The sequence below is a fragment of the Photorhabdus sp. S10-54 genome, from assembly GCF_963878145.1.
GTDB classification, from domain to species: Bacteria; Pseudomonadota; Gammaproteobacteria; order Enterobacterales; family Enterobacteriaceae; genus Photorhabdus; species Photorhabdus kayaii.
Genome location: NZ_CAWNXG010000021.1, coordinates 64,595 through 84,176, shown reverse-complemented (window position 1 = coordinate 84,176; position 19,582 = coordinate 64,595). Strand labels below are relative to the sequence as shown.

The window sequence follows — 19,582 nt, the reverse complement described above, 5'->3', positions numbered from 1 at the left end:
AGCTCGATACAAGCATTAAGCTACAGAGTGAGTTGCTGGAGCAGCAGAATGAAATCGTTAATCAGCAGGAGAGGATAAGGCGCCTGTCTGAACTGGATAATCAGCATACAAAGGAACTAGCCAATGCCAAATCTGAAATTGATGTGCTTCGTGATGATATTGCCGCTGGTCGTCGCCGGTTGCGCATCGCGGCCACCTGTGATCAAGACAAAGCCAGTTCCTCCCCCGGCGTGGATGATGCAGCCAGCCCCAGATTGGAAGACCCCGCTATCAGGGATTATTTCACTCTCACCGAAAGAGTAACAACGATGCAGACACAACTAGAGGGCTTGCAGGACTACATCAAAACTCAGTGTCAGTAACAGCCCAGTCACAACAAGAGAAATTCAATTGTAGACATATCTCTACGGTTGCTTCTGATGGCAAAACTCGCGAGCACTGAAGACAATATTGTTTTCCCATGATGTAAGTAAATACAGCTCAGTCAAACCGTCAAAGTAACTCATTCAGAGCATTCTGCTGACAGAGTGCACGATAGTAGTGATTTCTTTATGGGCGCCCTGCGAGCAGATACTGACTTTTTAGCATAAAGTTCTAAATCTAACTATTTCCAAACTGGAAGGGGTTCTAACTGTTTCTGTTTGATGATGTAATGCACAACTCGGCTAGGGTCGCTCCCGAAAAGCGGATTTTGTCACCGCCTGCCGAGTACCAATGACGATTAACGAGACGAGGTTAATATGACACCCATTGAATATATTAAAAGCATTTCTTTTTATGATTCCGTTGCATGTGATGTGTTAAATGCGATTGAAGCAGGCACATTAACAGAAGCGCAAGCAATAGTTGAATTCATGAAAGTGAAAGCCGAACAGGCTAAAGTAAATGCAGAACAAACAGACGTTCTGTGGAAGCATCTTGAACTGAAAAGTCTTAAAGAGGCTAAAGCTTTTCAGGTAACGCAATGTAAGGGGATGCCGAACACAGTTAGAATTTCATATACAGTTACTGACGAATGCGGCAATGAAACTTTGCGGAAAGATCATCACATGCTTCTTACTGACGTATACAGATGTCGCTTTATTGTGTTTTTAGAAGAATTAAAGAAAAGCGCAAAAGAGTTTTATGAAACAGTAATGCAGGGAGCTAAATGGGATCTCGGAGATACAAGCGAAAAGAGTGCGGAGTGTCTAATCGTCGGCGGAAAGCACCACGGTAAGCGACGTACTTTAACTTCAAGAGCAGAAAGATACGTACTTGTAAGTGATGATGTTTTTCCTTTTGTTGATGTTGACGAAATCCCAGTACATTACTGGGCGGCTGGGGATGGTAAAACTTACATGATCGCAACAAATGAAGAGTTAATCATGTCTGATATTGATTTAGCTATTTCAGAAACAAATCCGCCGCTTAAGCCGATAAATTAAATTCAAACCCGGTCGCCCAGTGCGGCCTTTTTTATTCTGAGGAAGAGATGTAGAGAGGTAAATATGCCTGAGCACCAAATACCCCCGCACAAACTTGCACCGGGACTAAGAATACGTGAAGCAGAAGTAGCAGAAAGAAAAGCCAAGATGCTACTGGGTATCATAAAGCTAAAGCGGTACCACGGGTTAAGTGACGAAGAATTAGAGCAGGTCATGAAGATGGCCTGTGAACTGTCGAAGTAAGGAACTAAGCAATGGCACAAAAGAAAGTCACGCTCACAGATGAGCAAAAGATTCTTTTCGATGCCTTAACTCCATTACAGCAAAAATTTGTCACTCACATTCTTAAGGGTAAGAACTTAACAGATGCTTACAAGCTGTCAGGGGGGAAGGCGAAAGGAGAATCGGCTCATACCCAAGCAAGTAGAATGATGAGTTTTGATAAGGTTAAAGCTTTTCTCGACGCAATGAACGCCGAAGCCATCTCAGATGCAGTTATGAGCCGCCAAGAGGCTCTTGAGCGACTATCAGCAATGGGCCGTGTCTCTATCTACAATATAGCCGAGTTTCGCAACTGTCAGATAGGGGAAGACGAGGACGGTAAGCCGGTATTCCAAGCTTCATGGCAATTCAAAGATTCAGCATTGCAAGACCCCGCCGCATTGAGCGCCATTTCAGAACTCACTACAGGCAAAGACGGCATCAAGTTAAAGCTGCATGATCCGAAAGCCGCAATAAAGCAATTGAGTGAGCTACAGGGTTGGGAAGCGCCGAAGAAAACAGAAGTCACTGGCGCTGGTGGTGGACCGATACAGATAGCCGACTTAACCGATGAGCAACTGGATGAGAGATTGAAGGAGTTCGGATATGGCCGTCGCTCATCACAACTCGATGAGAAACTTACAGACTCTTGAGGCATATCGGCGTCGAGCAATAGAACAAGCCCGATCATCTTTGATGGATTTCACGCTCTACACAAATCCGCGGTATGAAACGGGATGGTTTAATGAGCTGCTGTGTCTTGAGTTAGATCAGTTCCTGAAAGATGTTGAAAATGGCAGGATGCCGCGCTTGATGATATTCGCCCCGCCAAGGTCTGGAAAAAGTGAATTAGCGTCTCGTCGGCTTCCGGCTTATGCGCTAGGCAAGCACCCGAACTGGCACATTATCTCTTGTTCATACTCGTCTGATTTAGCTAATCGCATGTCACGAGATACCCAACGCATTATTGATACAGAAAAATATCAAGATGTGTTTCCGAACACGCGACTTAACGGAACGAACATCAGAACACTGGCTGGTGGGGCAATTCGTACTGCTGAGCTATGGGAAGTGCTGGACGCAAAAGGCCAGTTACACGGTGGTTCTTATCGTGCGGCGGGGGTGAATGGCGGTATCACAGGTCAGGGGATGAACATCGGCATTATTGATGACCCGGCTAAAGATTATAAAACAGCATCATCTCCGGTTTACCAAGAGGCGGTGATGGACTGGTATGACACGACGTTCTTTACTCGCGCTGACCCGAAATTGAATGGCATTGTAATTATCCTCACACGCTGGCATCAAAATGACCTTGCAGGGCAACTTCTTAAGCTAGCGGAGGAAGGCGGCGAAAAGTGGCGTGTTGTCAGTTTTCCGATGGAAGCCGAGAAGGAAGAAATTCACGAGCTGAACGGCAAAACATACCACTTAAGAAAGCCCGGTGAAATTCTGTTTCCTGAGCGCATGCCGCGTGATTTTGTTGATAAATGTAAACAACGGGGTTCGCTGGTCTGGAATGCGCTCTATCAACAACGCCCCACAGCAAAAGGCGGCGGCTTAATCAAGTCAGCGTGGTTTGGTGAGTACAAAGTCCTTCCCCCTATTCGTTGGAGCACGGTCTATGGAGATACGGCTCAAAAAATCAAAGAAGCCAATGACTATTCTGCTTTTGAATTATGGGGACTCGGTGAAGACGGAAAAATATACCTGATTGACATGATCCGGGGAAAGTGGGAGTCCAAGGAACTTAAACGTCGCGCGGTGGCGTTTTGGGTGAAATGTAAAGCCAGAAAAGATTGTGGTTCTTTGATTTCAATGAAAATAGAAGATAAAGCCTCTGGCACTGGGCTGATTCAGGAAATCCAGACAGAGGCTCTATGCCCTGTCATACCCATTCAGAGAGATAAGGACAAGTTCACCCGGTTGATGGATGTTCAGGGATATATCGAATCTGGATACATCTATCTCCCCGCCGAGGCTGAATGGATAAACGATTTTCTAACTGAGATGGAAGCCGTTACATCCGATTTTAACACCCACGATGACCAGCTCGATCCGATGATGGACGCCATTTCTGATATGAAATCTGGTGACCTGGTTATATGGGAAACTTTAGGACGATAACACCATAAAATAACGGTTTCATGCCAAAATCACCCCGAAATGATTTTGGTGTTTTTATTAACAACTCAGTAACAAATAAAAGCGCCTGATTTGCCAAGAAAGATTGAGGGTTTTATCCATTTGGGTAGCGAATTTGAGTGAACCCCAAACCCTCGGTTCGCCTAAGATCCATTATGTTAAAAAGTCCCTAAATCCGACAATTTTCAGTGAGAGAGCAATGACCCGTAAAAATCGCCGTAACGGCACAAAAAAGCCCGTTAGGACTGCTGACGGGTACAACAACTTTAATGCAAAACTGGGCGGGTATACCTCGAATATTCAAACTGGCGGTACCTACATTCCAGGTTACATCTCACGCAACAGAGTACAAATTGAGTTTGGCTATCGTAGCTCATTCTTAATTGGCGCTGGTGTGGATGCGATGGCTGACGATATGACGCGGAAAGGCATAACGATTAGTTCACGGATGAAACCCGATGCAAAAGGAAAACTGGAAACGCTCTGGGAAGATATCGGGATTTGGGACGAGTTAAATAATACCCTGAAATGGTCTCGTTTGTACGGAGGGGCATTGCTTGTGGTGTTGATCGACGGTCAGGACATGTCTACACCGCTCAATCCTGAAACAATCAGTGAGGGGCAGTTTAAGGGCGTGATGTGCCTCGACCGCTGGATGGTCAAGCCGACAGATAGTGACCTAGTAAAGGAATACGGCCCCTACTTTGGAAAACCCAAGTTCTATAACGTAGTGATCAATCAACAGGGAATTCCCCCCTGGAAAATCCATCACTCGCGCGTTATTCGCATGGAAGGCGATACGCTGCCATTCCAGCAAGCTTTGACTGAAAACGGCTGGGGGATGTCGGTTGTAGAGCGCATTTTTGAGCGTGTCCAAGCTTTTGACACAGCAACGGTAGGTACGACTCAGCTCATTCACAAAGCGCACTTGCGGACGTATAGCATTGACGGGTTAAGAAAAATTCTTGCGGTGGGCGAAGGAAGTCCAGTATATGCTGCGCTGATGAAGCACATGGATATGATCCGTGAGTTTCAGACAATTGAAGGTATGACGCTAATGGACGCGTTGGACACATTCCAGACTCATAGCTATTCATTTGCCGGTATCGCTGATGTCATTTTGCGCTTTGCTGAGCAGGTATCAGGTGCTACAGGTATCCCATTAGTCCGTTTGTTTGGGCAGTCTCCATCTGGATTCAGTACGGGCGACGGCGACTTGGAGAACTACTACAGCCGGGTTAACACACTGCAAGAAAGACGTCTCCGCCGTCCGTTGAGATGGTTGTTGGATATCTCTCATCGCTCGTTATTTGGTTCGCCCCTGCCTGACGATTTCGCTTTTATATTTAATAAATTGTGGGAGATGTCGGACACGGACAGAGCAACAATGGCTAACAATGTCGCGACGGCTGTCAGTACGCTGGTGGATCGGCGAATCATGCCTGTCCACGCTGCTATGAATGACCTGCGCAACTTGTCTGACATTATCGGCATTGGAGGTTCAATCACAGATGAAGACATTGAGGAAGCAAAAAAACAGTGGACGGAGTCTGAATCTGAAACCAGCCCTCCGCCGACGTTCAGTAGTGCAGTACGAGAAAAGCCTACAGGCGATAGCTCATCAGGTGGGCGAAATCGTCACCGGTTATTACGATGGTTCTCAGGCTAGCGCTGATACCGTTTCTGGTCATCTTATCGATTACTCGCAGGTTCTTGACGATTGGATTGCCTCTGTTGCACACAAAATGTTCCTTCAAGTTGAGGGTGAAGAATGGCACCAGTGGCGTTCTGTGTCTCAGCAAATATCTGAAGGGTTACGCGACGTAGTGGGGAATACACCTGTCGGTCAGGTAGCCCAGGACGTTGTTTATCGTCAGATTCAACTGATGAAATCCTTGCCTCTGGAAGCTGCCGAACGTGTTAAAGAGATTCAGGATAGAGCGATACAGGCAGTTATCAACGGTGAGAGGCCGGGCGAGCTTTATCAGATGATTATGCAATCCGGCGAGGTTGCATCAAGCCGTGTGCGAATGATAGCACACACGGAGATAGGGAGAGCGACCGGCGCACTCACTCAGGCACGAGCATTGTCAGTGGGTTCAGAGGGCTATTGGTGGCGCATTGAGGGAGCCGGTACGCGTCCTTCGCATAAGAAGATGAAAGATAAATTTGTGTACTGGCACAAACCACCCACTTTGGACGGGATGACAGGCCACGCGGGATGCCTGCCATATTGTAAGTGTTGGTCGGAAGTTCACATACCCCCACCGAGAAAGTAACCCATGAAATATTTTTTTACGACGAAGCTTGGTGAAACACGCTATCTACAAGCCGATGGCTCTTTGCTGTGTAAAGACGTACCGATAGCGCGTACCGGCACTCAAACTTATCTACCCGAAGAAATAGATTTACAGCCGGATGCTAGCGGCTTAGTGACGGTTTATCGCACTGAGGATGAGGTTTTCTCACCCGAAACGATGGCGTCATTCGAGGGGGTGGCGGTCACACTGGACCATCCCGAAGATGATAAAGGAAACATTGTTTTCGTTAATCCTTCCAACTTCTCAGAACTGGCGCATGGTCATATTCAAAATGTGCGACGCGGCACTGGCGATAAGTCCGATCTGCTGGTGGCTGACGTGCTGGTTAAACGCCAGGAGGCTATCGATGCAGTAAACACTGGAATGACAGATGTCAGTTGCGGTTACGACACTCAATACAAACAGTTGGCCCCAGGTAAGGGCAAACAATACCAAATCACAGGAAACCATCTCGCCATTGTTGAGAAAGGCCGGGCGGGTTCTCGCTGTGCGATCGGGGATTCAGCCCCAAATTTTAAATTCAAAAAGGAGAAGCCTGTTATGGCATGGCTTAAAAGATTGGCTACGGCCGTCAAAACCAAAGACGACGACACATTAGCGAAACTCATCGATGAAGCGCCAGAACTTCCATCCGATGGGATGACTTCGATTCCGGGTGCAACAATCAATATCAATGTACCTTCTCAGGCAACCGCATTACCGCCTGCGGAGCGAACTACTACGGACACTGATCCCGATGCTAAAGATAAGCCAACAGGTGATAACGATATGCCGCCTTGGGTTCAAAAATTCATGGATTCGGTATCAACTCGCTTGGATGCATTAGAAGGGAAAACGGCGGATAGCAACCCTGATGACGAAGATGAAGACGCGAAAGTAACCGGCGACGCTGCATATCGACGCAATATCATTGCTGACGCGGAAATCATTTGTCCGGGCTTTAAACCTACAGGTGATAAAGGACTCAAGCGTCAAGTGCTGAATCAGGCTATGCGCACTGGCGATAGTACTTATCTGAAATCGTTCGGCATCTCGGATTATTCTAAAGCGCCGAAAGCAACGGTTGATGCTGTTTTCAACGGAGCAGTTGCTGTTAATAAGGCGAAAAACCATATCCAACCCATTCCAACACGCACTGGCGATCATGTGCAGGCTATCGCTCGCACCCCGGCAGAACTGAACAAAGTCTACGCCGATTTCTGGAAACGTAACAAATAAGGTAATCACACATGGCAGGAACATCCTATTTAACCCGTATGCCGCTTGGCTTTAACGGAACGGTCACTCGTTTGCGCGATTTGACCACTGAACCCGCAATTCTGGACCCCAAAAAAGTGTTTAGTCAGTACGGACTGGCTGGCAAGTACAGCGGTGATAAGTTCGTACCGCTAGGCGATGGTGACACTGTAGATGACGTAGTGGGTATTTTAGTTCGCCCTTATCCCATTCAAGCCCAATCCGACATGGCTCATCTCGGAGTAAAGGCTGGTACGACTGGCGATATCCTAAAACGTGGCTATATGGCGGTCGCTGTAAAAGGGGCAGAAAGCGCAAAGAAGGGCGGTAAAGTCTATGTTCGCGTGAAGGGCGCAACGGACGACAGCCCACTCGGATCGTTTCTTATTATGCCTGATAAGACCGCTGAAAACACACCTGAATTACCGGCAGTCAAAGTGATGGGGCCGGGTGATGCATCAGGCCATATCGAAATCGCATATAACATTTAAGGAACGCTATGTTTACTATTGATAAAGCCACAAAAGATTCTACCGGTGTATTTCTTGCCGGAGAATTAGAGCGCATCGATCAGACGCTTAATTTGCCGCTGGTTTCGTTTAAATGGAGCCGCGATATGTCGCTCCGCACCGATGTATCTATCGCGGATGAGGTTTCATCTTTCACTAACACTGACTTGGCAGCAATGGGCGGGGTTAACCCGAACGGCAAAAACTGGATCGGCAAGAACTCGACTGCGGTTGCCGGGATCAGCCTAAACATTGAGAAAACGCCACAACCTTTAACACTGTGGGGCATGGAAATTGGCTGGACGCTACCGGAGTTAGCCTCTGCTCAACAGGTGGGACGTCCAATTGATACGCAGAAATACGACGCCATGCAATTGAAATGGAACATGGACGTTGACGAGCAGGTTTATATCGGTGATGCCGAGTTAGAAATGACCGGGTTACTTAACTTGTCTCAAGTCACCCCTCGCGCCGCCGCCGCCGCGTGGACGAAAGCAACTTCCCCTGACGATATCGTTGCTGATATCAACATTTTGCTGACGGATGCCTGGCTGGCGTCGGGTTATGCGGTATGCCCGCGCAAAATCGGGTTAGCGCCTGAGTTGTTCGGTCTGTTAGTCAGCAAGAAGGTTTCAGACGCGGGAAATATCTCAGTACTGGAGTACATCAAGATTAACACCATTGCTTTTCAAGAGAACGGCGAGCCGCTTGAGATTGTCTCCATGAAATGGGCGTCTAAACGCGGTGCGCGTGGCGCACATCGTATCGTAGCGTATACACAGGAAGAGAAATATATCCGCTTCCCGTTAGTTCCTTTGTTGAACACGCCATTAGAGCCTCGCGGTTTGTACCAATTGACCACCTACTACGGACGCTTGGGGCAAGTCGAAGTGCCGTACGCGAATACTATTGCCTATCTGGATATCCCTGTAGCTTGATTAATAGCGGGTTAGTCCCGCTTACTGAGGTTGATATGAAACGATATATGGTTACAGGTAGCGTTACACTAAGTTTTCCTGATGGCCGCGAGGCGGTGCTTTCGCCGGGTATTAAATCGTTCTCGGATGAAGTGGCGAAACACTGGGCTTTTCCTTCCTATGCGCAAGCGTTGGATAATCCTGTTGAGGAGCAGGACGACAAAAGGGGGAGGGCTGGCAGTGACAAAAAACAGTCTTCTTCCGACAGTTGATCAATTCCGCACCGACTTTCCCGAATTTTCCGACAAAACCCACTACCCCGATACAGCAATCAATTTCTATCTCGGTCAGGCGGATAATCTGCTCGACCAGACTGTTCACGGCGATCAGTTCGTCTATCTGGCTGAACTGTTCACGGCGCATTACGTCGAGCTGAGAGGGAAGGCTGTTATGGGTGCCTCTATCAGCGGCAGGGTAAATACTGCCGCTGGTGGGATAGCGACGTCAAAATCCGTCGATAAAGTCGGTGCTAGTTATGATGTGTCGGGCATCATTAATCCTGATGCCGGATTCTGGAATAATACGGCGTACGGGCGCGAGTTCTTTTGGTGGTGGTCGATGTTCGGGGCTGGTGGGAGGCAATTGTTATGAAAAGTGGTTTGACGGTCAGAAAAGACAATGCAACGTCAGTGCTGGAATCCCTCAAAAAGCTATCAGGTATGGACGTATTGGTAGGTATTCCGGCAGATAAAGCCGCGCGTGAAGACGGGGAAAGCCTGAACAACGCGGAAATCGGCTATCTGCAATCCACAGGGGCAACCGTGAAACTGGGTGGAAAAACGGTAACGCTTCCTCCGCGCCCTTTTCTTGAACTCGGTATTGATGATACCAGGGACCGCACAGCCTTACATTTAAAAGCGGTGGCAGAGCTTGCTCTTGAAGGTAAGCAGGACGCGGCTATCCGTGAGTTGGAAAAAGCGGGACAAATTGCGCGTGACGGGGCAAAGAAAGTGATCGGTGACGGTGATCGACTGGCTCCCATTTCTGATGCGACAAAAGAGGCTCGGCGCAGGCAGGGAATACCGGGGGATAAGCCGCTTTATGCTCATGGCTATCTCTTGCGCTCTATCAACTATGTAGTGAGGAATAAAAATGCCGTTTCTTGATGTCACTGATGTTTTATTTGATCCCGATTTCTGCGATACGACACTGAAATATACCCGGCGCACCGTCGTTGTTGATGATGATGGGTTTGCTACTTCGGAAAAAACCACTCAAGGTTTTGCCGGAGTGGTGACAGTTGATAGTTCTCTTGAGGCCCAAATAAGGATGTCCGGGCAAGTCGTCAGCGGTAATATTCTGATTATCACAACAACGCGGCTGATTGCGGGTGAAACTGATAAAACGGGCGATGTTGTCACGTATCAAAACCGGGATTATTTGGTTAAATCGGTTGATCCTTATACGGCTTACGGCGCGGGTTTTGTTCAAGCCCATTGTGAGCTATTGCCGTTCGATGGGGGAATTCCTATTGAATAATAGTACACAACCGGGCTGGCTTACACCGGTGTCAGCCCCGGACTATGACCGCGAGGTAGAGCGAAAGCTGTCTCGCTGGATGAGTTCAGTTAGCGGTTTACCGGGGAAAATGATGTTTCCGAAATGGCAACCGAACGATGAAACACGCGTCTTCCCTAGTCACAATGCTAACTGGTGCGCTTTCGGGATCTCGTCGATAGTTTCCGATGATAATCCCGCTTTCGTTAATCAGACGGATGAAAGCACCGATTTGTGGCGTCATGAGAAAATCGAATGTCTTATCTCGTTTTACGGTCCAGCAGGGCAGCGCCATTGCACACAATTTCGCGACGGGATCACGCTCAGTCAGAACAACGCTGAATTAAATCAATTTGGTCTGTCACTCAGCAACTACGGCCGTATCTTTTCCGTTCCCGAACTCATTAACAACCAGTGGGTGCGTCGTTATGACATGACGATCACCTTGCGGCGAAAAGTGGCGCGTGAATACGGTGTTAAATCACTGGTGGAAGCGCCGGTTAAATTCTTTGGAGATTAAATTATGCAGGGATTACCTGTTTCAAATATCGTCAATGTCACGATAAACATGGCCCCGCGTGCCGCGCAATCCCGAAACTTTGGTTCATTGCTGATAGTGGGCGCCAGTCATGTGATTGATACCCATGAGCGGCTACGCTTGTATTCCGATATCGATGGTGTTGGGGCTGATTTTGGGTTAGATACACCAGAATATCAGGCGGCGGCGCTTTATTATTCTCAGTCACCCCGTCCCGTTGATTTACATATTGGTCGGTGGGTAAAAGATCAGGCATTTGCCGCTTTAAGAGGCGCAATACTGACTAAGCAACAACAACAAGCCATCAGCCACTTTACAGCTATTACGGATGGCTCTTTTAAGTTAACGATTAACGGTAAAGAAGCGGCATACAACGGCATCGATTTGAGTAAAGAGACCAATCTTAATGGCGTCGCTCAACGGGTAGCGGAAAAGCTGAGAGAGTGTTCAGTGACGTGGGATGCATCACGTTTTGTTATTTCGTTGCAAGCATCAGGCTCGATAGGTTATGTCTCATCAGCGACTACCGGAACTTATATTGGTGACCTGTTAAAACTGGACAAAGTATCAGGCGCTACCGCTATCGAACCGGCCAAGGCAGAAACCCTTGCTGAAGCAGTAGCGACATTGGGATCGGTATCCGGTGGCTGGTACGGACTGGTGGTTGCCGATAATACACTGACGGACGATGATGTTCTCTCTGTTGCTGATTACATTGAGTCCGCATCTGTTTCCCGTATCTATGGACATACAGCGCAGAAAACAGAGGCATTGGACACTGATGTTGATACCGATATCGGATCACAACTGAAAGCTGGCAACTATCAACGTACGCTCTGGCAATATTCATCCGGTAAACCCTATACCGTGGCTTCTCTGATGGGGCGAATGTTTACCGTCAATTTCAAGGGCAATAACACCACCATTACCCTGAAATTTAAACAGGAACCGGCTGTGACGGCGGAAAGCCTGACAGCAACCCAAGCCAACGCTTTGAAGAAGAAAAACGGCAATGTTTTTGTTAACTACAACAATGATACAGCCATTATTCAAGAAGGGGTTATGGCGAACGGGGATTTCATTGATGAGCGCCACGGTCTGGATTGGTTACAGAACTACGTTCAGAACAATCTTTATAACCTGCTTTACACCAGTACCAGCAAGATCCCCCAAACTGACGCAGGCGTTACGCGTTTACTGACCAATGTTGAGCAATCCCTTGATCAGGCGGTAACAAACGGGCTGGTGGCTCCCGGTGTTTGGAACGGCGGACAGATTGGACAGATCCAACCGGGCGATACCTTAACCAAAGGGTATTACGTCTACGCACCGCCAATTGCAACGCAGGCACAGGCTGATAGAGAAGCCCGAAAAGCACCGGTTATTCAGTGTGCAATCAAATTAGCAGGTGCTGTTCACTATGCTGATGTCATTATTAATGTAAACAGATAAGGGTTGATAAATGGCTACCTATTCATTTATGGATGTATCCGCATCCCTGACCGGTCCGACCGGGGTTATTGATGTTGGGTATGGTTCGGCAACTTCGGGGGAAGGGATCACAATCACGATGACCGAAGCCAAGAACACGATGACCATCGGCGCAGATGGTGAAGGGATGCATTCATTACATGCGGGAAAATCCGGCTCTATCACAGTGAACTTGCTGAAAACTTCACCGACGAATAAAAAACTCTCACTGGCTTACAACGCGCAATCGCAGTCATCAGGAACATGGGGGAATAACGTCTTTTTGATACGTAACCGGGTTTCTGGCGAAGTCACGACAGCGCGGGGTTGTGCATTTCAGAAACAACCGGATTACACCAATGCCAAAGATGGCGGTACCGTTGCGTGGGTGTTTGACTGCATCAAAATAGACCAGGTATTAGGAGAGTTCTGATGGAATTTGAAGTTAATGGTATTCAATACCGTACGGCAAAGCTGAACGTGTTCGATCAGCTCAAAGTATCCCGTAAGTTACTCCCCGTTCTTGCCGGGCTGGTATCAGATATTCGCGCCGTACAGACGATGGCCCAAGACAAAAATATGGAAGGGGCTTTAGAGAAGGCGCTGCCTAAAATCGCACAAGCAGTTAGTGACTTAAGCGACGAAGATTGCAACGCGATCCTTTACCCCTGTTTGTCCGTTGTTTCCCGTCAGCACGGTAAGGGATGGACAGCCGTATTCTCCCAAGGAGTCTTGCATTTCGATGACATAGACCTGCCGACACTGTTACAGCTTGTGGCACGTGTAATCGGGGATTCGCTGGGAAATTTTTTGCACGCACTCCCCGCCGCCGAGACGCCGTTCCCGCCAGCGGCTTAGTACTTGACACTTTGCCGAACGGCGAAGAGTTCATTATGCGTCCTATAAGAAAGGGAATGGTCTCAATGGGTGAGATCAAAAGTGGGATGGTTGATTTGGCCGATATCGCATTAATGAATGATTACCTCGATTTGGAAGACGATAACGAGGCCCGGATAGCACGCTGGAGAGATGCCCATGAGCGGTAATATTGACACAATTAAAGACTACCTTATTAGCCTCGGTTTTAATGTAGACGAAAAAGGGAGAGGTAAATTTGATGCGGTGTTAAAAGGTGTCACTGCCAACGTGTTAAAAGTGGGTGCTGCTGTTGAAGGGGCGGCACTCACTATCGTCGGTTTTACCACTAAAATTGCAGCGGGCTTAGATAAGCTTTACTGGCAGTCACAGAGAACCGGCGCCACAGTTGCCGGCATTAAAGCCCTGGGTTACGCCGTGCAACAGATGGGAGGCAGCGCCGAAGCCGCACAAAGTGCACTGGAAAACATGGCGCGGTTTATGCGCAATAATCCCGGTGCGGAAGGCTGGCTTAACCGGCTTGGGGTGCAAACTCGCGACTCGTCAGGCCAGATGCGTGATGCTGCCAGCATACTGGCGGGTGTCGGCCAAAAGCTTAGTAATATGCCTTACTACCGGGCCAATCAATATGCCCAGATGTTGGGCATTGATGAAAATACGCTGATGACCATGAGGCGTGGGTTAGCGGGTTTCACTGCTGACTATCAGATGATGTTGCAGAAAACCGGGTTCAATGCGGATAAAGCGGCGCAACAGGCGAATAAATTCACCACCGCGTTACACGGCTTTAACGCGGTGGTGGGTATCTTACGCGATAAGATTGGCGCTAATCTCGCTAATGGTCTGGCGGGTTCTTTCGATTCTTTACGTCAGCGTATTCTTGATAACTTCCCTAAGATAGAGGCCACACTCACTAAGATTATCAAAGGCATTTTGTGGTTTGCCGATGTATTTTCCAGAATGGTTTACCGAGTCGTACAGGGCGTCGGGGAGATTATTAACTGGTGGAAGGGGCTGGATGAAAGCAGCAAAATGCTGATTGCCATGTTCGGGGCGATTGTTGTTGCCTGGCGTTTGTTGAACAGCGCCTTTTTAATGTCACCCATCGGCATGATCACCGTGTTAATCGGTGCGCTTCTCCTGCTCTACGATGACTATAAGACATGGAAAGAAGGCGGCAAAAGTTTAATTGACTGGAGCAAGTGGGAAAAAGATATCGACCGCGCGGTCGATGCCTTCAAAACAGTAGGGAACTGGATTAAGAAAGGTGTTGACGGTATCGGCGGCTGGAAAAATGCTTTCCTAATTCTGGGTGGAGTTGTTGCAACTACCTGGGCTGTGAAGATGCTTGCGGGATTCGCGAAAGTGTCCGCTGCGTTAGCACCACTGATGGCCCGCCTTGCTCCACTGCTGGGGCTGGTGGCCTATGGTGGATATCTGTACAGTGACTGGGATAACATCAAACAAAATGTAGAATCCTCGTGGGACTACAACACTCGTCAGATAAAAAGAGGGATCGGGGATTTCGGTCAATGGTTAGGTATCGACAACAGTTGGGCCAATAAGCATCAAGGCGGCTTACCCAACCCTGTCACTGCGGATATCCCCGGCATGCCCGGCGCACCCACGCCGCCCCCCTCACCTGAATATAATGAAAGAGGATTGCGTAACAATAACCCCGGCAACTTGAATTTTGCCGGGCAACGAGGCGCGACAAGGGAAAATGGAGAGGGGCGTTTTGCCCGGTTTGAAACCGCGTTTGACGGCTTGCGAGCACTTTCACGCCAGTTAACGTTATACGCCAGTCGTGGACTCATAACGATACGCGACATTATCACGAAATATGCGCCCCCGGAGGAAAACGATACCGAAGGTTACATTGCTTTCCTTACTAAGTGGCTCGGTGTTGATCCGAACGCACAGTTAAATTTACAGGACCCGCAAACTCTGATGGCGATGATGAACGGCATCATTCAGCGCGAAAACGGCCGCAACCCCTATTCTAGTGAACTGATTGGTAAAGCCGCGATGGCCGGAAGCGGCAGCGTTCAGCAAACGACTAACATTACCGTTCATGGCGCAACCGACGCTAAGGCAACGGCGGATGAAATCGCGAGTCGGCAAAATGGCGTAAATGCCCGTCTGATACAGCAGGTGAGTTAATGGATATTTTATCCGCGATTTTTCAGCAGCAAACCCGTAAGTTTGGTACTGAAAGTATGTTACTTGTGCCAAGTGTCGTTATCGCTGAAAAGCACACAGACGCACTGGAAATCACAGAGCACCCCGTGGAAATCGGTGCGGCGGTCAGTGACCATGCCTACAAAAAGCCCGCTGAAATCACAATGGAATTGGGCTTTGCTGGTGGTGGTTCGCTGCTTGATTTTGTTGATACGTCAAAGATTGGGTTGAGTATGGGACTTAGCCCAAAAGAAACCTATCAGAAAATCCTGGACCTTCAAGAACTGCGTGAGCCATTTAACGTCATTACTGGCAAACGCACTTATGAAAACATGTTGATCAAAGCGATTGAAGTCACCACGGACCGACACAGTGAAAACGTATTGTTGTGCACGCTGACATTGCGCGAAGTGATTATTACCTCGACGCAGAAAGTACAAGTTGCTCAAAAAGAGGTCATGAAAACCGGGGTGTCTACGTCAGCCGTGGAGAATTCCGGCACAAAAACATTAAAGCCAGTCAACGAGTCTGTTTTATCAGAAATAAAAGAGGGTGCCGTTAATGCATTTAGAAGCTACATAAAAGGAGGCGGCTGATGCAAGTATCAGAAATCCCACTGACAGCGAGCAACCAATTTTTTGCAATAAAGCTCGGTGATATTAACGTCAAGATGCGCCTGATTTACCGAGACAGCGCCGGTTGGGTAATGGATATTCAGGATAAATCAGGCGCAGATTTGCTGACTGGGGCGCCGTTAATACCCGGTATTAACTTATTAGAACAATACCCGTATTTGGGGATCAACGGCATGTTAGTTATTGCCAATGATGCAGACAGCGCTGAATACCCGACAAGCACAAATCTTGGGTTATCTGGTCATTTATATTTTGTACAGAGGTAAAAACATGAGTCAGAACTGGTTACGTCATTTTGAATTAATGTTGTTAGATGATCAGGGTAAAGGAATCGTCTTATCTGACTTTAGAGTCATATTTAATATTGAGTGGTTCAATATTAGCAATCCACGCGTTGCGACGTTAAAGATTTACAATCTTTCCAAAAATACCAGTAATCGCATATTAGGTAGCGAGTTTTCGAAGATAAAAATTATCGTGGGCTATGATGGTGTGACCCCTACAGTTCCTGAGAGCGAAGTCGGCAAAGCTCGCACCGTTGAACCGGGTACGACCGGACAGCGTGACGGCAAAAACTATGGTGAAATCTTTAGCGGGGATATTCGCTATACGATGACCGGGCGCGATAACCCCACTGATACGTATACCCAAATTCAGGCGTGTGACGGTAATGAAGCCTTTATTTATGCTTTCGTCAATCAAACGGTAGCGGCGGGATATACCCTGAATGATGTCTATAACCTCGCTTTGCGCAGTCTGGAGCCTTACGGTATTACCGCAGGGGCAAAACCCAAAATGCCGGATACTGTTTTTCCTCGTGGAAAAGCGTTTTTTGAAAAAACACGATATGTATTAGACAATATCGCGCAGCAGTGCAATGCAAAATGGCAATTTGTAGACGGTAAAGTGGAGATGATTTCTGAGGAAATGGCCGTGCACGATGTTGTGGTGTTAAACAGCCGGACCGGATTAATTGGCATGCCGCAACAGACTATCGGGGCGGGCGTGAATGTCAGGTGTTTGATTAATCCGAATATCCGGGTAAATGGGTTAATTCAGTTAGACGAAGGCTCGGTATATAGAACGTCCCTACCTAATTCCGACATCCAGATGTCTGGCGGGCGACTAACCGATGAAAACGATAACGGGAACCTTTATGTAAATGGGGTGCCTAATCCTCCAGCGAGCATTGCTACCGATGGTGTATATATCGTCAGAGGCATTATGTATACTGGGGATACAAGAGGCAATGCGTGGTATCAAGAGATGATGTGTGAGGCACGCGGTGCGGCTGATCTTAAGACTAAATCGGCGCAAGAAAAGGGCTTGTGATCCATAGGAGAGTGCAATCGTGCGAAATATGTTTCTAACAATACTGTTATCATCTTTATTTACCTTCGGTTCCGCGCATGCAGCCATTCAGTGCGGGACGTACAAAATGACGATGAATGATAATGAAGGGATGACTAGAATTAATGGGGAAATGGTGACTTCCCAGAAGGTGACTTATTTAAAAGAAAATGGTGATGATGCAAACGCTAAGTGGGACATGGGCCTCATGCCTGCCCGCGACGGCAACATGTACGGCTTCCAGTTTATCAAGCGCAACGGTAAAGCATGGCTGAATGTCCAATTGCTCCAAAACGCTATGGACGCACCGAAAATTATTGGTTCGTTTCCTTGTAAGAAAGTGGCGGATTAAAGGCGACTGAGTTATGGATGGTTTTGTAAACCTTGCTCTGGCAATAACTTTTTTGTTTATATATTTTGCACCAACTTACGTTGCATCACGCCGGATGCATAAGCACATTTACTTTGTCGCTTTTGTGAACATCATAGTAGGATGGACTATTATCGGGTGGTTAGGCTGTATGGCTTGGGCGTTAACCAAACAGGAAATAGACTCAGTGATAACCGAGAATGAAGATTCTCTAAGAGATTGTCCGTATTGTGCTGAATTGGTCAAGAAAAAAGCCAAAATATGTAAGCACTGCCAGAGGGATATTTGACGTGTGTATTAAAATAATGGGGCACTATGCGTAGCTTATTTTTTATATCAATATCTTTGATGATTATAGCATTTCCGGCGAAGAGTAAGAGTTTAAATGATTTTTTTAATGATTATCCTGAGTTGAGTGAGAATATTTTCACTAAAAATGCCATACAGGATCAAGCAGAAAGCTTTGCTACCCAGGAAGCAATGAGAAGAGATACACCCGCGGATAAGATAGTTTCATTAACCAATAAATTAGTTATGGAAAATGGGTACGATTACGCAAGATTAGGTATGAGAAATTTAAAATTAGCGTGCTCAATTCCTGATGTTGCAGAAATAAACTCTCTTAGTAAATCTGATTGTACTTTGATAAGCAAGTATGCAGAGTAATGAATGTCGATGCGTAAGAAGGTGGCGGATTAATTATAAGCTTATCGGCGGTACGGGAAGCGAGTATACTGTACTTCTTTGTACTGTTTTACATACCAAAGGGGGTTCACATGGCTGTAGGAATGACAACGTTAGTAATGTTGCTAACGCCGCTCCCTGATACTAATCAGTTAGCAAAATTGCCAGAGTATCTTTCTGCGCCGATTACGCAATTGGTACAGGATAGATCAGGGCAAAAGATACTGACCGCTCAAGAGGCTATGTCATATTTCTCTGAATCTAAAATGGCGCTTGCCTACCTGAAAGAGAATGCCCAAATTGGCATTGAATTACTTGAAACTATTGACCGTGACGGGATCGAACCCGGTATAGATATTTGTGATGTAGTTGAACGCTATGAATTCGCTGCAAAAATCGTGACGAGTCAACTTCATCTCCTGAAATTAAGCTATATTCTTGCGGAGTCTTCCCCCGCATGGGGATCGCACGTCAAGTTATTCCAAACACATTCTCAGGGAGCACTGAGGATTTTTGCAAACAACAGAAATGTTTTATTGCGTATTGCAGCAACGCTAAAGCAATATCTACCCGTTAATGCGAGTGAGCACACGCCGAAAGCTGATGTGGAAAGTTACAAAGAATTGGTGAACCTCTCGCATAAAAAGCTGGGTATCCCATTGCCTGCATGGGGTTAGGCATGGTTTATGTCAGCGTAGCAGAAGATCTGCTTTTTAACACAGCCGCTTATGATTACGCCGCCATGTTAGCTAAATATCTGAGTGATGCGGAAGAGGTTTCGGGTTGGCTTGGGTGCCAAGGACGCTTTGAGCGTAACATGAAGGCTATGGAGTCTGGGTTATGGAAGTTACACATACTTCCACTGAATGAAAAACCGTGGCCGGCAAAAGTGATGTTACATAACAGAAAAAGTGACAATTATCTGGTTTATGCCCAACACTGGTACTACGAAAATCATTATCAGGTTATAGCCGTGGTGATACCGGATGCCCATGCACGTATTGATAAGCTCATGAGTAGACTTATTCGCATGGTAGAAGATTCTTTCCAGTGCTTAAGTGAGCAAGAATTGAAATTGCTTAACCATGTAAGCGCATGAGCCATT

27 protein-coding genes are annotated in these 19,582 nt (G+C 47.3%); all 27 read left to right on the top strand.

Annotated elements, in window-relative coordinates:
- Positions 1 to 362, top strand: a 362-nt coding sequence (locus AACQ83_RS13350; protein ID WP_146747927.1) for a lysis protein, incomplete at its 5' end; no start/stop codon positions are given.
- Positions 363 to 740: 378 nt separating this feature from the next.
- On the top strand, positions 741 to 1,427 hold the full coding sequence (locus AACQ83_RS13345) for a hypothetical protein (RefSeq protein WP_112879545.1): 687 nt from the start codon (positions 741 to 743) through the stop codon (positions 1,425 to 1,427).
- A gap of 254 nt (positions 1,428 to 1,681) precedes the next feature.
- Positions 1,682 to 2,341, top strand: a complete 660-nt coding sequence (locus tag AACQ83_RS13340) for a terminase small subunit (RefSeq protein WP_112879543.1) — start codon at positions 1,682 to 1,684, stop codon at positions 2,339 to 2,341.
- On the top strand, positions 2,295 to 3,815 hold the full coding sequence (gene terL, locus AACQ83_RS13335; RefSeq protein ID WP_112879542.1) for a phage terminase large subunit: 1,521 nt from the start codon (positions 2,295 to 2,297) through the stop codon (positions 3,813 to 3,815). The genes AACQ83_RS13340 and terL overlap by 47 nt, the downstream gene beginning before the upstream one ends.
- A gap of 217 nt (positions 3,816 to 4,032) precedes the next feature.
- Entirely contained in the window at positions 4,033 to 5,502 is a 1,470-nt protein-coding gene (locus AACQ83_RS13330) for a DUF1073 domain-containing protein (RefSeq protein WP_112879541.1), read from the top strand.
- Positions 5,503 to 5,578: 76 nt separating this feature from the next.
- Entirely contained in the window at positions 5,579 to 6,112 is a 534-nt protein-coding gene (locus tag AACQ83_RS13325) for a phage head morphogenesis protein (RefSeq protein WP_192881060.1), read from the top strand.
- A 3-nt stretch (positions 6,113 to 6,115) separates the two neighbouring features.
- Positions 6,116 to 7,372: a DUF2213 domain-containing protein gene (locus AACQ83_RS13320; protein WP_112879540.1), complete on the top strand. Its 1,257-nt coding sequence runs from the start codon at positions 6,116 to 6,118 to the stop codon at positions 7,370 to 7,372.
- 11 nt (positions 7,373 to 7,383) lie between these two features.
- Positions 7,384 to 7,881, top strand: coding sequence for a structural cement protein Gp24 (locus tag AACQ83_RS13315; RefSeq protein WP_112879539.1), 498 nt, complete (start codon positions 7,384 to 7,386; stop codon positions 7,879 to 7,881).
- Positions 7,882 to 7,889: 8 nt separating this feature from the next.
- Positions 7,890 to 8,837: a DUF2184 domain-containing protein gene (locus tag AACQ83_RS13310; RefSeq protein ID WP_112879538.1), complete on the top strand. Its 948-nt coding sequence runs from the start codon at positions 7,890 to 7,892 to the stop codon at positions 8,835 to 8,837.
- A 47-nt stretch (positions 8,838 to 8,884) separates the two neighbouring features.
- Positions 8,885 to 9,088: an STY1053 family phage-associated protein gene (locus AACQ83_RS13305; protein WP_146747926.1), complete on the top strand. Its 204-nt coding sequence runs from the start codon at positions 8,885 to 8,887 to the stop codon at positions 9,086 to 9,088.
- Positions 9,057 to 9,467 (top strand): DUF4054 domain-containing protein, encoded by a 411-nt coding sequence (locus AACQ83_RS13300; RefSeq protein ID WP_112879546.1) that lies wholly within the window; start codon positions 9,057 to 9,059, stop codon positions 9,465 to 9,467. Before AACQ83_RS13305 ends, AACQ83_RS13300 begins: the two co-directional genes overlap by 32 nt.
- Positions 9,464 to 9,982 (top strand): hypothetical protein, encoded by a 519-nt coding sequence (locus AACQ83_RS13295; RefSeq protein WP_112879537.1) that lies wholly within the window; start codon positions 9,464 to 9,466, stop codon positions 9,980 to 9,982. The genes AACQ83_RS13300 and AACQ83_RS13295 overlap by 4 nt, the downstream gene beginning before the upstream one ends.
- On the top strand, positions 9,969 to 10,355 hold the full coding sequence (locus tag AACQ83_RS13290; RefSeq protein ID WP_112879536.1) for a head-tail adaptor: 387 nt from the start codon (positions 9,969 to 9,971) through the stop codon (positions 10,353 to 10,355). Before AACQ83_RS13295 ends, AACQ83_RS13290 begins: the two co-directional genes overlap by 14 nt.
- Entirely contained in the window at positions 10,333 to 10,893 is a 561-nt protein-coding gene (locus AACQ83_RS13285) for a phage neck terminator protein (RefSeq protein ID WP_112879535.1), read from the top strand. Before AACQ83_RS13290 ends, AACQ83_RS13285 begins: the two co-directional genes overlap by 23 nt.
- A gap of 3 nt (positions 10,894 to 10,896) precedes the next feature.
- Positions 10,897 to 12,363, top strand: coding sequence for a DUF3383 domain-containing protein (locus AACQ83_RS13280; RefSeq protein WP_192881058.1), 1,467 nt, complete (start codon positions 10,897 to 10,899; stop codon positions 12,361 to 12,363).
- 10 nt (positions 12,364 to 12,373) lie between these two features.
- Positions 12,374 to 12,814 (top strand): phage structural protein, encoded by a 441-nt coding sequence (locus AACQ83_RS13275; protein ID WP_112879533.1) that lies wholly within the window; start codon positions 12,374 to 12,376, stop codon positions 12,812 to 12,814.
- Positions 12,814 to 13,239 carry a phage tail assembly chaperone gene (locus tag AACQ83_RS13270; protein WP_112879531.1) on the top strand — a complete coding sequence of 142 codons (426 nt, stop codon included), beginning with the start codon at positions 12,814 to 12,816 and terminating at the stop codon, positions 13,237 to 13,239. Before AACQ83_RS13275 ends, AACQ83_RS13270 begins: the two co-directional genes overlap by 1 nt.
- A 35-nt stretch (positions 13,240 to 13,274) precedes the next feature.
- Positions 13,275 to 13,427, top strand: coding sequence for a DUF6889 family protein (locus tag AACQ83_RS13265; RefSeq protein WP_192881057.1), 153 nt, complete (start codon positions 13,275 to 13,277; stop codon positions 13,425 to 13,427).
- Complete coding sequence (locus AACQ83_RS13260) at positions 13,417 to 15,420, top strand: lytic transglycosylase catalytic (protein ID WP_112879530.1); 2,004 nt, start codon at positions 13,417 to 13,419, stop codon at positions 15,418 to 15,420. Before AACQ83_RS13265 ends, AACQ83_RS13260 begins: the two co-directional genes overlap by 11 nt.
- Entirely contained in the window at positions 15,420 to 16,034 is a 615-nt protein-coding gene (locus tag AACQ83_RS13255; protein WP_112879529.1) for a phage baseplate protein, read from the top strand. Before AACQ83_RS13260 ends, AACQ83_RS13255 begins: the two co-directional genes overlap by 1 nt.
- Positions 16,034 to 16,339, top strand: coding sequence for a phage baseplate plug family protein (locus AACQ83_RS13250; RefSeq protein WP_112879528.1), 306 nt, complete (start codon positions 16,034 to 16,036; stop codon positions 16,337 to 16,339). The genes AACQ83_RS13255 and AACQ83_RS13250 overlap by 1 nt, the downstream gene beginning before the upstream one ends.
- Before the next feature lie 4 nt (positions 16,340 to 16,343).
- The gene (locus AACQ83_RS13245; protein ID WP_112879527.1) at positions 16,344 to 17,405 is read left to right on the top strand and encodes a baseplate hub protein; all 1,062 of its coding nucleotides are present in this window, start codon (positions 16,344 to 16,346) and stop codon (positions 17,403 to 17,405) included.
- Positions 17,406 to 17,433: 28 nt separating this feature from the next.
- Positions 17,434 to 17,775, top strand: a complete 342-nt coding sequence (locus AACQ83_RS13240; protein WP_112879526.1) for a hypothetical protein — start codon at positions 17,434 to 17,436, stop codon at positions 17,773 to 17,775.
- A 13-nt stretch (positions 17,776 to 17,788) separates the two neighbouring features.
- Entirely contained in the window at positions 17,789 to 18,082 is a 294-nt protein-coding gene (locus tag AACQ83_RS13235; protein WP_112879525.1) for a superinfection immunity protein, read from the top strand.
- A 26-nt stretch (positions 18,083 to 18,108) separates the two neighbouring features.
- The gene (locus AACQ83_RS13230; RefSeq protein ID WP_112879524.1) at positions 18,109 to 18,459 is read left to right on the top strand and encodes a hypothetical protein; all 351 of its coding nucleotides are present in this window, start codon (positions 18,109 to 18,111) and stop codon (positions 18,457 to 18,459) included.
- Positions 18,460 to 18,569: 110 nt separating this feature from the next.
- The gene (locus tag AACQ83_RS13225) at positions 18,570 to 19,154 is read left to right on the top strand and encodes a hypothetical protein (RefSeq protein WP_112879523.1); all 585 of its coding nucleotides are present in this window, start codon (positions 18,570 to 18,572) and stop codon (positions 19,152 to 19,154) included.
- 2 nt (positions 19,155 to 19,156) lie between these two features.
- On the top strand, positions 19,157 to 19,576 hold the full coding sequence (locus AACQ83_RS13220) for a type II toxin-antitoxin system YafO family toxin (protein ID WP_158537806.1): 420 nt from the start codon (positions 19,157 to 19,159) through the stop codon (positions 19,574 to 19,576).
- Positions 19,577 to 19,582: the final 6 nt, after the last annotated feature.

Excerpts from the sequence above, each read along its gene's own strand:
- AACQ83_RS13345 (WP_112879545.1), top strand. The coding sequence starts at position 741 with ATGACACCCATTGAATATATTAAAAGCATTTCTTTTTATGATTCCGTT.
- AACQ83_RS13340 (WP_112879543.1), top strand. The coding sequence starts at position 1,682 with ATGGCACAAAAGAAAGTCACGCTCACAGATGAGCAAAAGATTCTTTTC.
- terL (WP_112879542.1), top strand. The coding sequence starts at position 2,295 with ATGGCCGTCGCTCATCACAACTCGATGAGAAACTTACAGACTCTTGAG.
- AACQ83_RS13330 (WP_112879541.1), top strand. The coding sequence starts at position 4,033 with ATGACCCGTAAAAATCGCCGTAACGGCACAAAAAAGCCCGTTAGGACT.
- AACQ83_RS13325 (WP_192881060.1), top strand. The coding sequence starts at position 5,579 with ATGTTCCTTCAAGTTGAGGGTGAAGAATGGCACCAGTGGCGTTCTGTG.
- AACQ83_RS13320 (WP_112879540.1), top strand. The coding sequence starts at position 6,116 with ATGAAATATTTTTTTACGACGAAGCTTGGTGAAACACGCTATCTACAA.
- AACQ83_RS13315 (WP_112879539.1), top strand. The coding sequence starts at position 7,384 with ATGGCAGGAACATCCTATTTAACCCGTATGCCGCTTGGCTTTAACGGA.
- AACQ83_RS13310 (WP_112879538.1), top strand. The coding sequence starts at position 7,890 with ATGTTTACTATTGATAAAGCCACAAAAGATTCTACCGGTGTATTTCTT.
- AACQ83_RS13305 (WP_146747926.1), top strand. The coding sequence starts at position 8,885 with ATGGTTACAGGTAGCGTTACACTAAGTTTTCCTGATGGCCGCGAGGCG.
- AACQ83_RS13295 (WP_112879537.1), top strand. The coding sequence starts at position 9,464 with ATGAAAAGTGGTTTGACGGTCAGAAAAGACAATGCAACGTCAGTGCTG.
- AACQ83_RS13290 (WP_112879536.1), top strand. The coding sequence starts at position 9,969 with ATGCCGTTTCTTGATGTCACTGATGTTTTATTTGATCCCGATTTCTGC.
- AACQ83_RS13285 (WP_112879535.1), top strand. The coding sequence starts at position 10,333 with ATGGGGGAATTCCTATTGAATAATAGTACACAACCGGGCTGGCTTACA.
- AACQ83_RS13280 (WP_192881058.1), top strand. The coding sequence starts at position 10,897 with ATGCAGGGATTACCTGTTTCAAATATCGTCAATGTCACGATAAACATG.
- AACQ83_RS13275 (WP_112879533.1), top strand. The coding sequence starts at position 12,374 with ATGGCTACCTATTCATTTATGGATGTATCCGCATCCCTGACCGGTCCG.
- AACQ83_RS13270 (WP_112879531.1), top strand. The coding sequence starts at position 12,814 with ATGGAATTTGAAGTTAATGGTATTCAATACCGTACGGCAAAGCTGAAC.
- AACQ83_RS13265 (WP_192881057.1), top strand. The coding sequence starts at position 13,275 with ATGCGTCCTATAAGAAAGGGAATGGTCTCAATGGGTGAGATCAAAAGT.
- AACQ83_RS13260 (WP_112879530.1), top strand. The coding sequence starts at position 13,417 with ATGAGCGGTAATATTGACACAATTAAAGACTACCTTATTAGCCTCGGT.
- AACQ83_RS13255 (WP_112879529.1), top strand. The coding sequence starts at position 15,420 with ATGGATATTTTATCCGCGATTTTTCAGCAGCAAACCCGTAAGTTTGGT.
- AACQ83_RS13250 (WP_112879528.1), top strand. The coding sequence starts at position 16,034 with ATGCAAGTATCAGAAATCCCACTGACAGCGAGCAACCAATTTTTTGCA.
- AACQ83_RS13245 (WP_112879527.1), top strand. The coding sequence starts at position 16,344 with ATGAGTCAGAACTGGTTACGTCATTTTGAATTAATGTTGTTAGATGAT.
- AACQ83_RS13240 (WP_112879526.1), top strand. The coding sequence starts at position 17,434 with ATGTTTCTAACAATACTGTTATCATCTTTATTTACCTTCGGTTCCGCG.
- AACQ83_RS13235 (WP_112879525.1), top strand. The coding sequence starts at position 17,789 with ATGGATGGTTTTGTAAACCTTGCTCTGGCAATAACTTTTTTGTTTATA.
- AACQ83_RS13230 (WP_112879524.1), top strand. The coding sequence starts at position 18,109 with ATGCGTAGCTTATTTTTTATATCAATATCTTTGATGATTATAGCATTT.
- AACQ83_RS13225 (WP_112879523.1), top strand. The coding sequence starts at position 18,570 with ATGGCTGTAGGAATGACAACGTTAGTAATGTTGCTAACGCCGCTCCCT.
- AACQ83_RS13220 (WP_158537806.1), top strand. The coding sequence starts at position 19,157 with ATGGTTTATGTCAGCGTAGCAGAAGATCTGCTTTTTAACACAGCCGCT.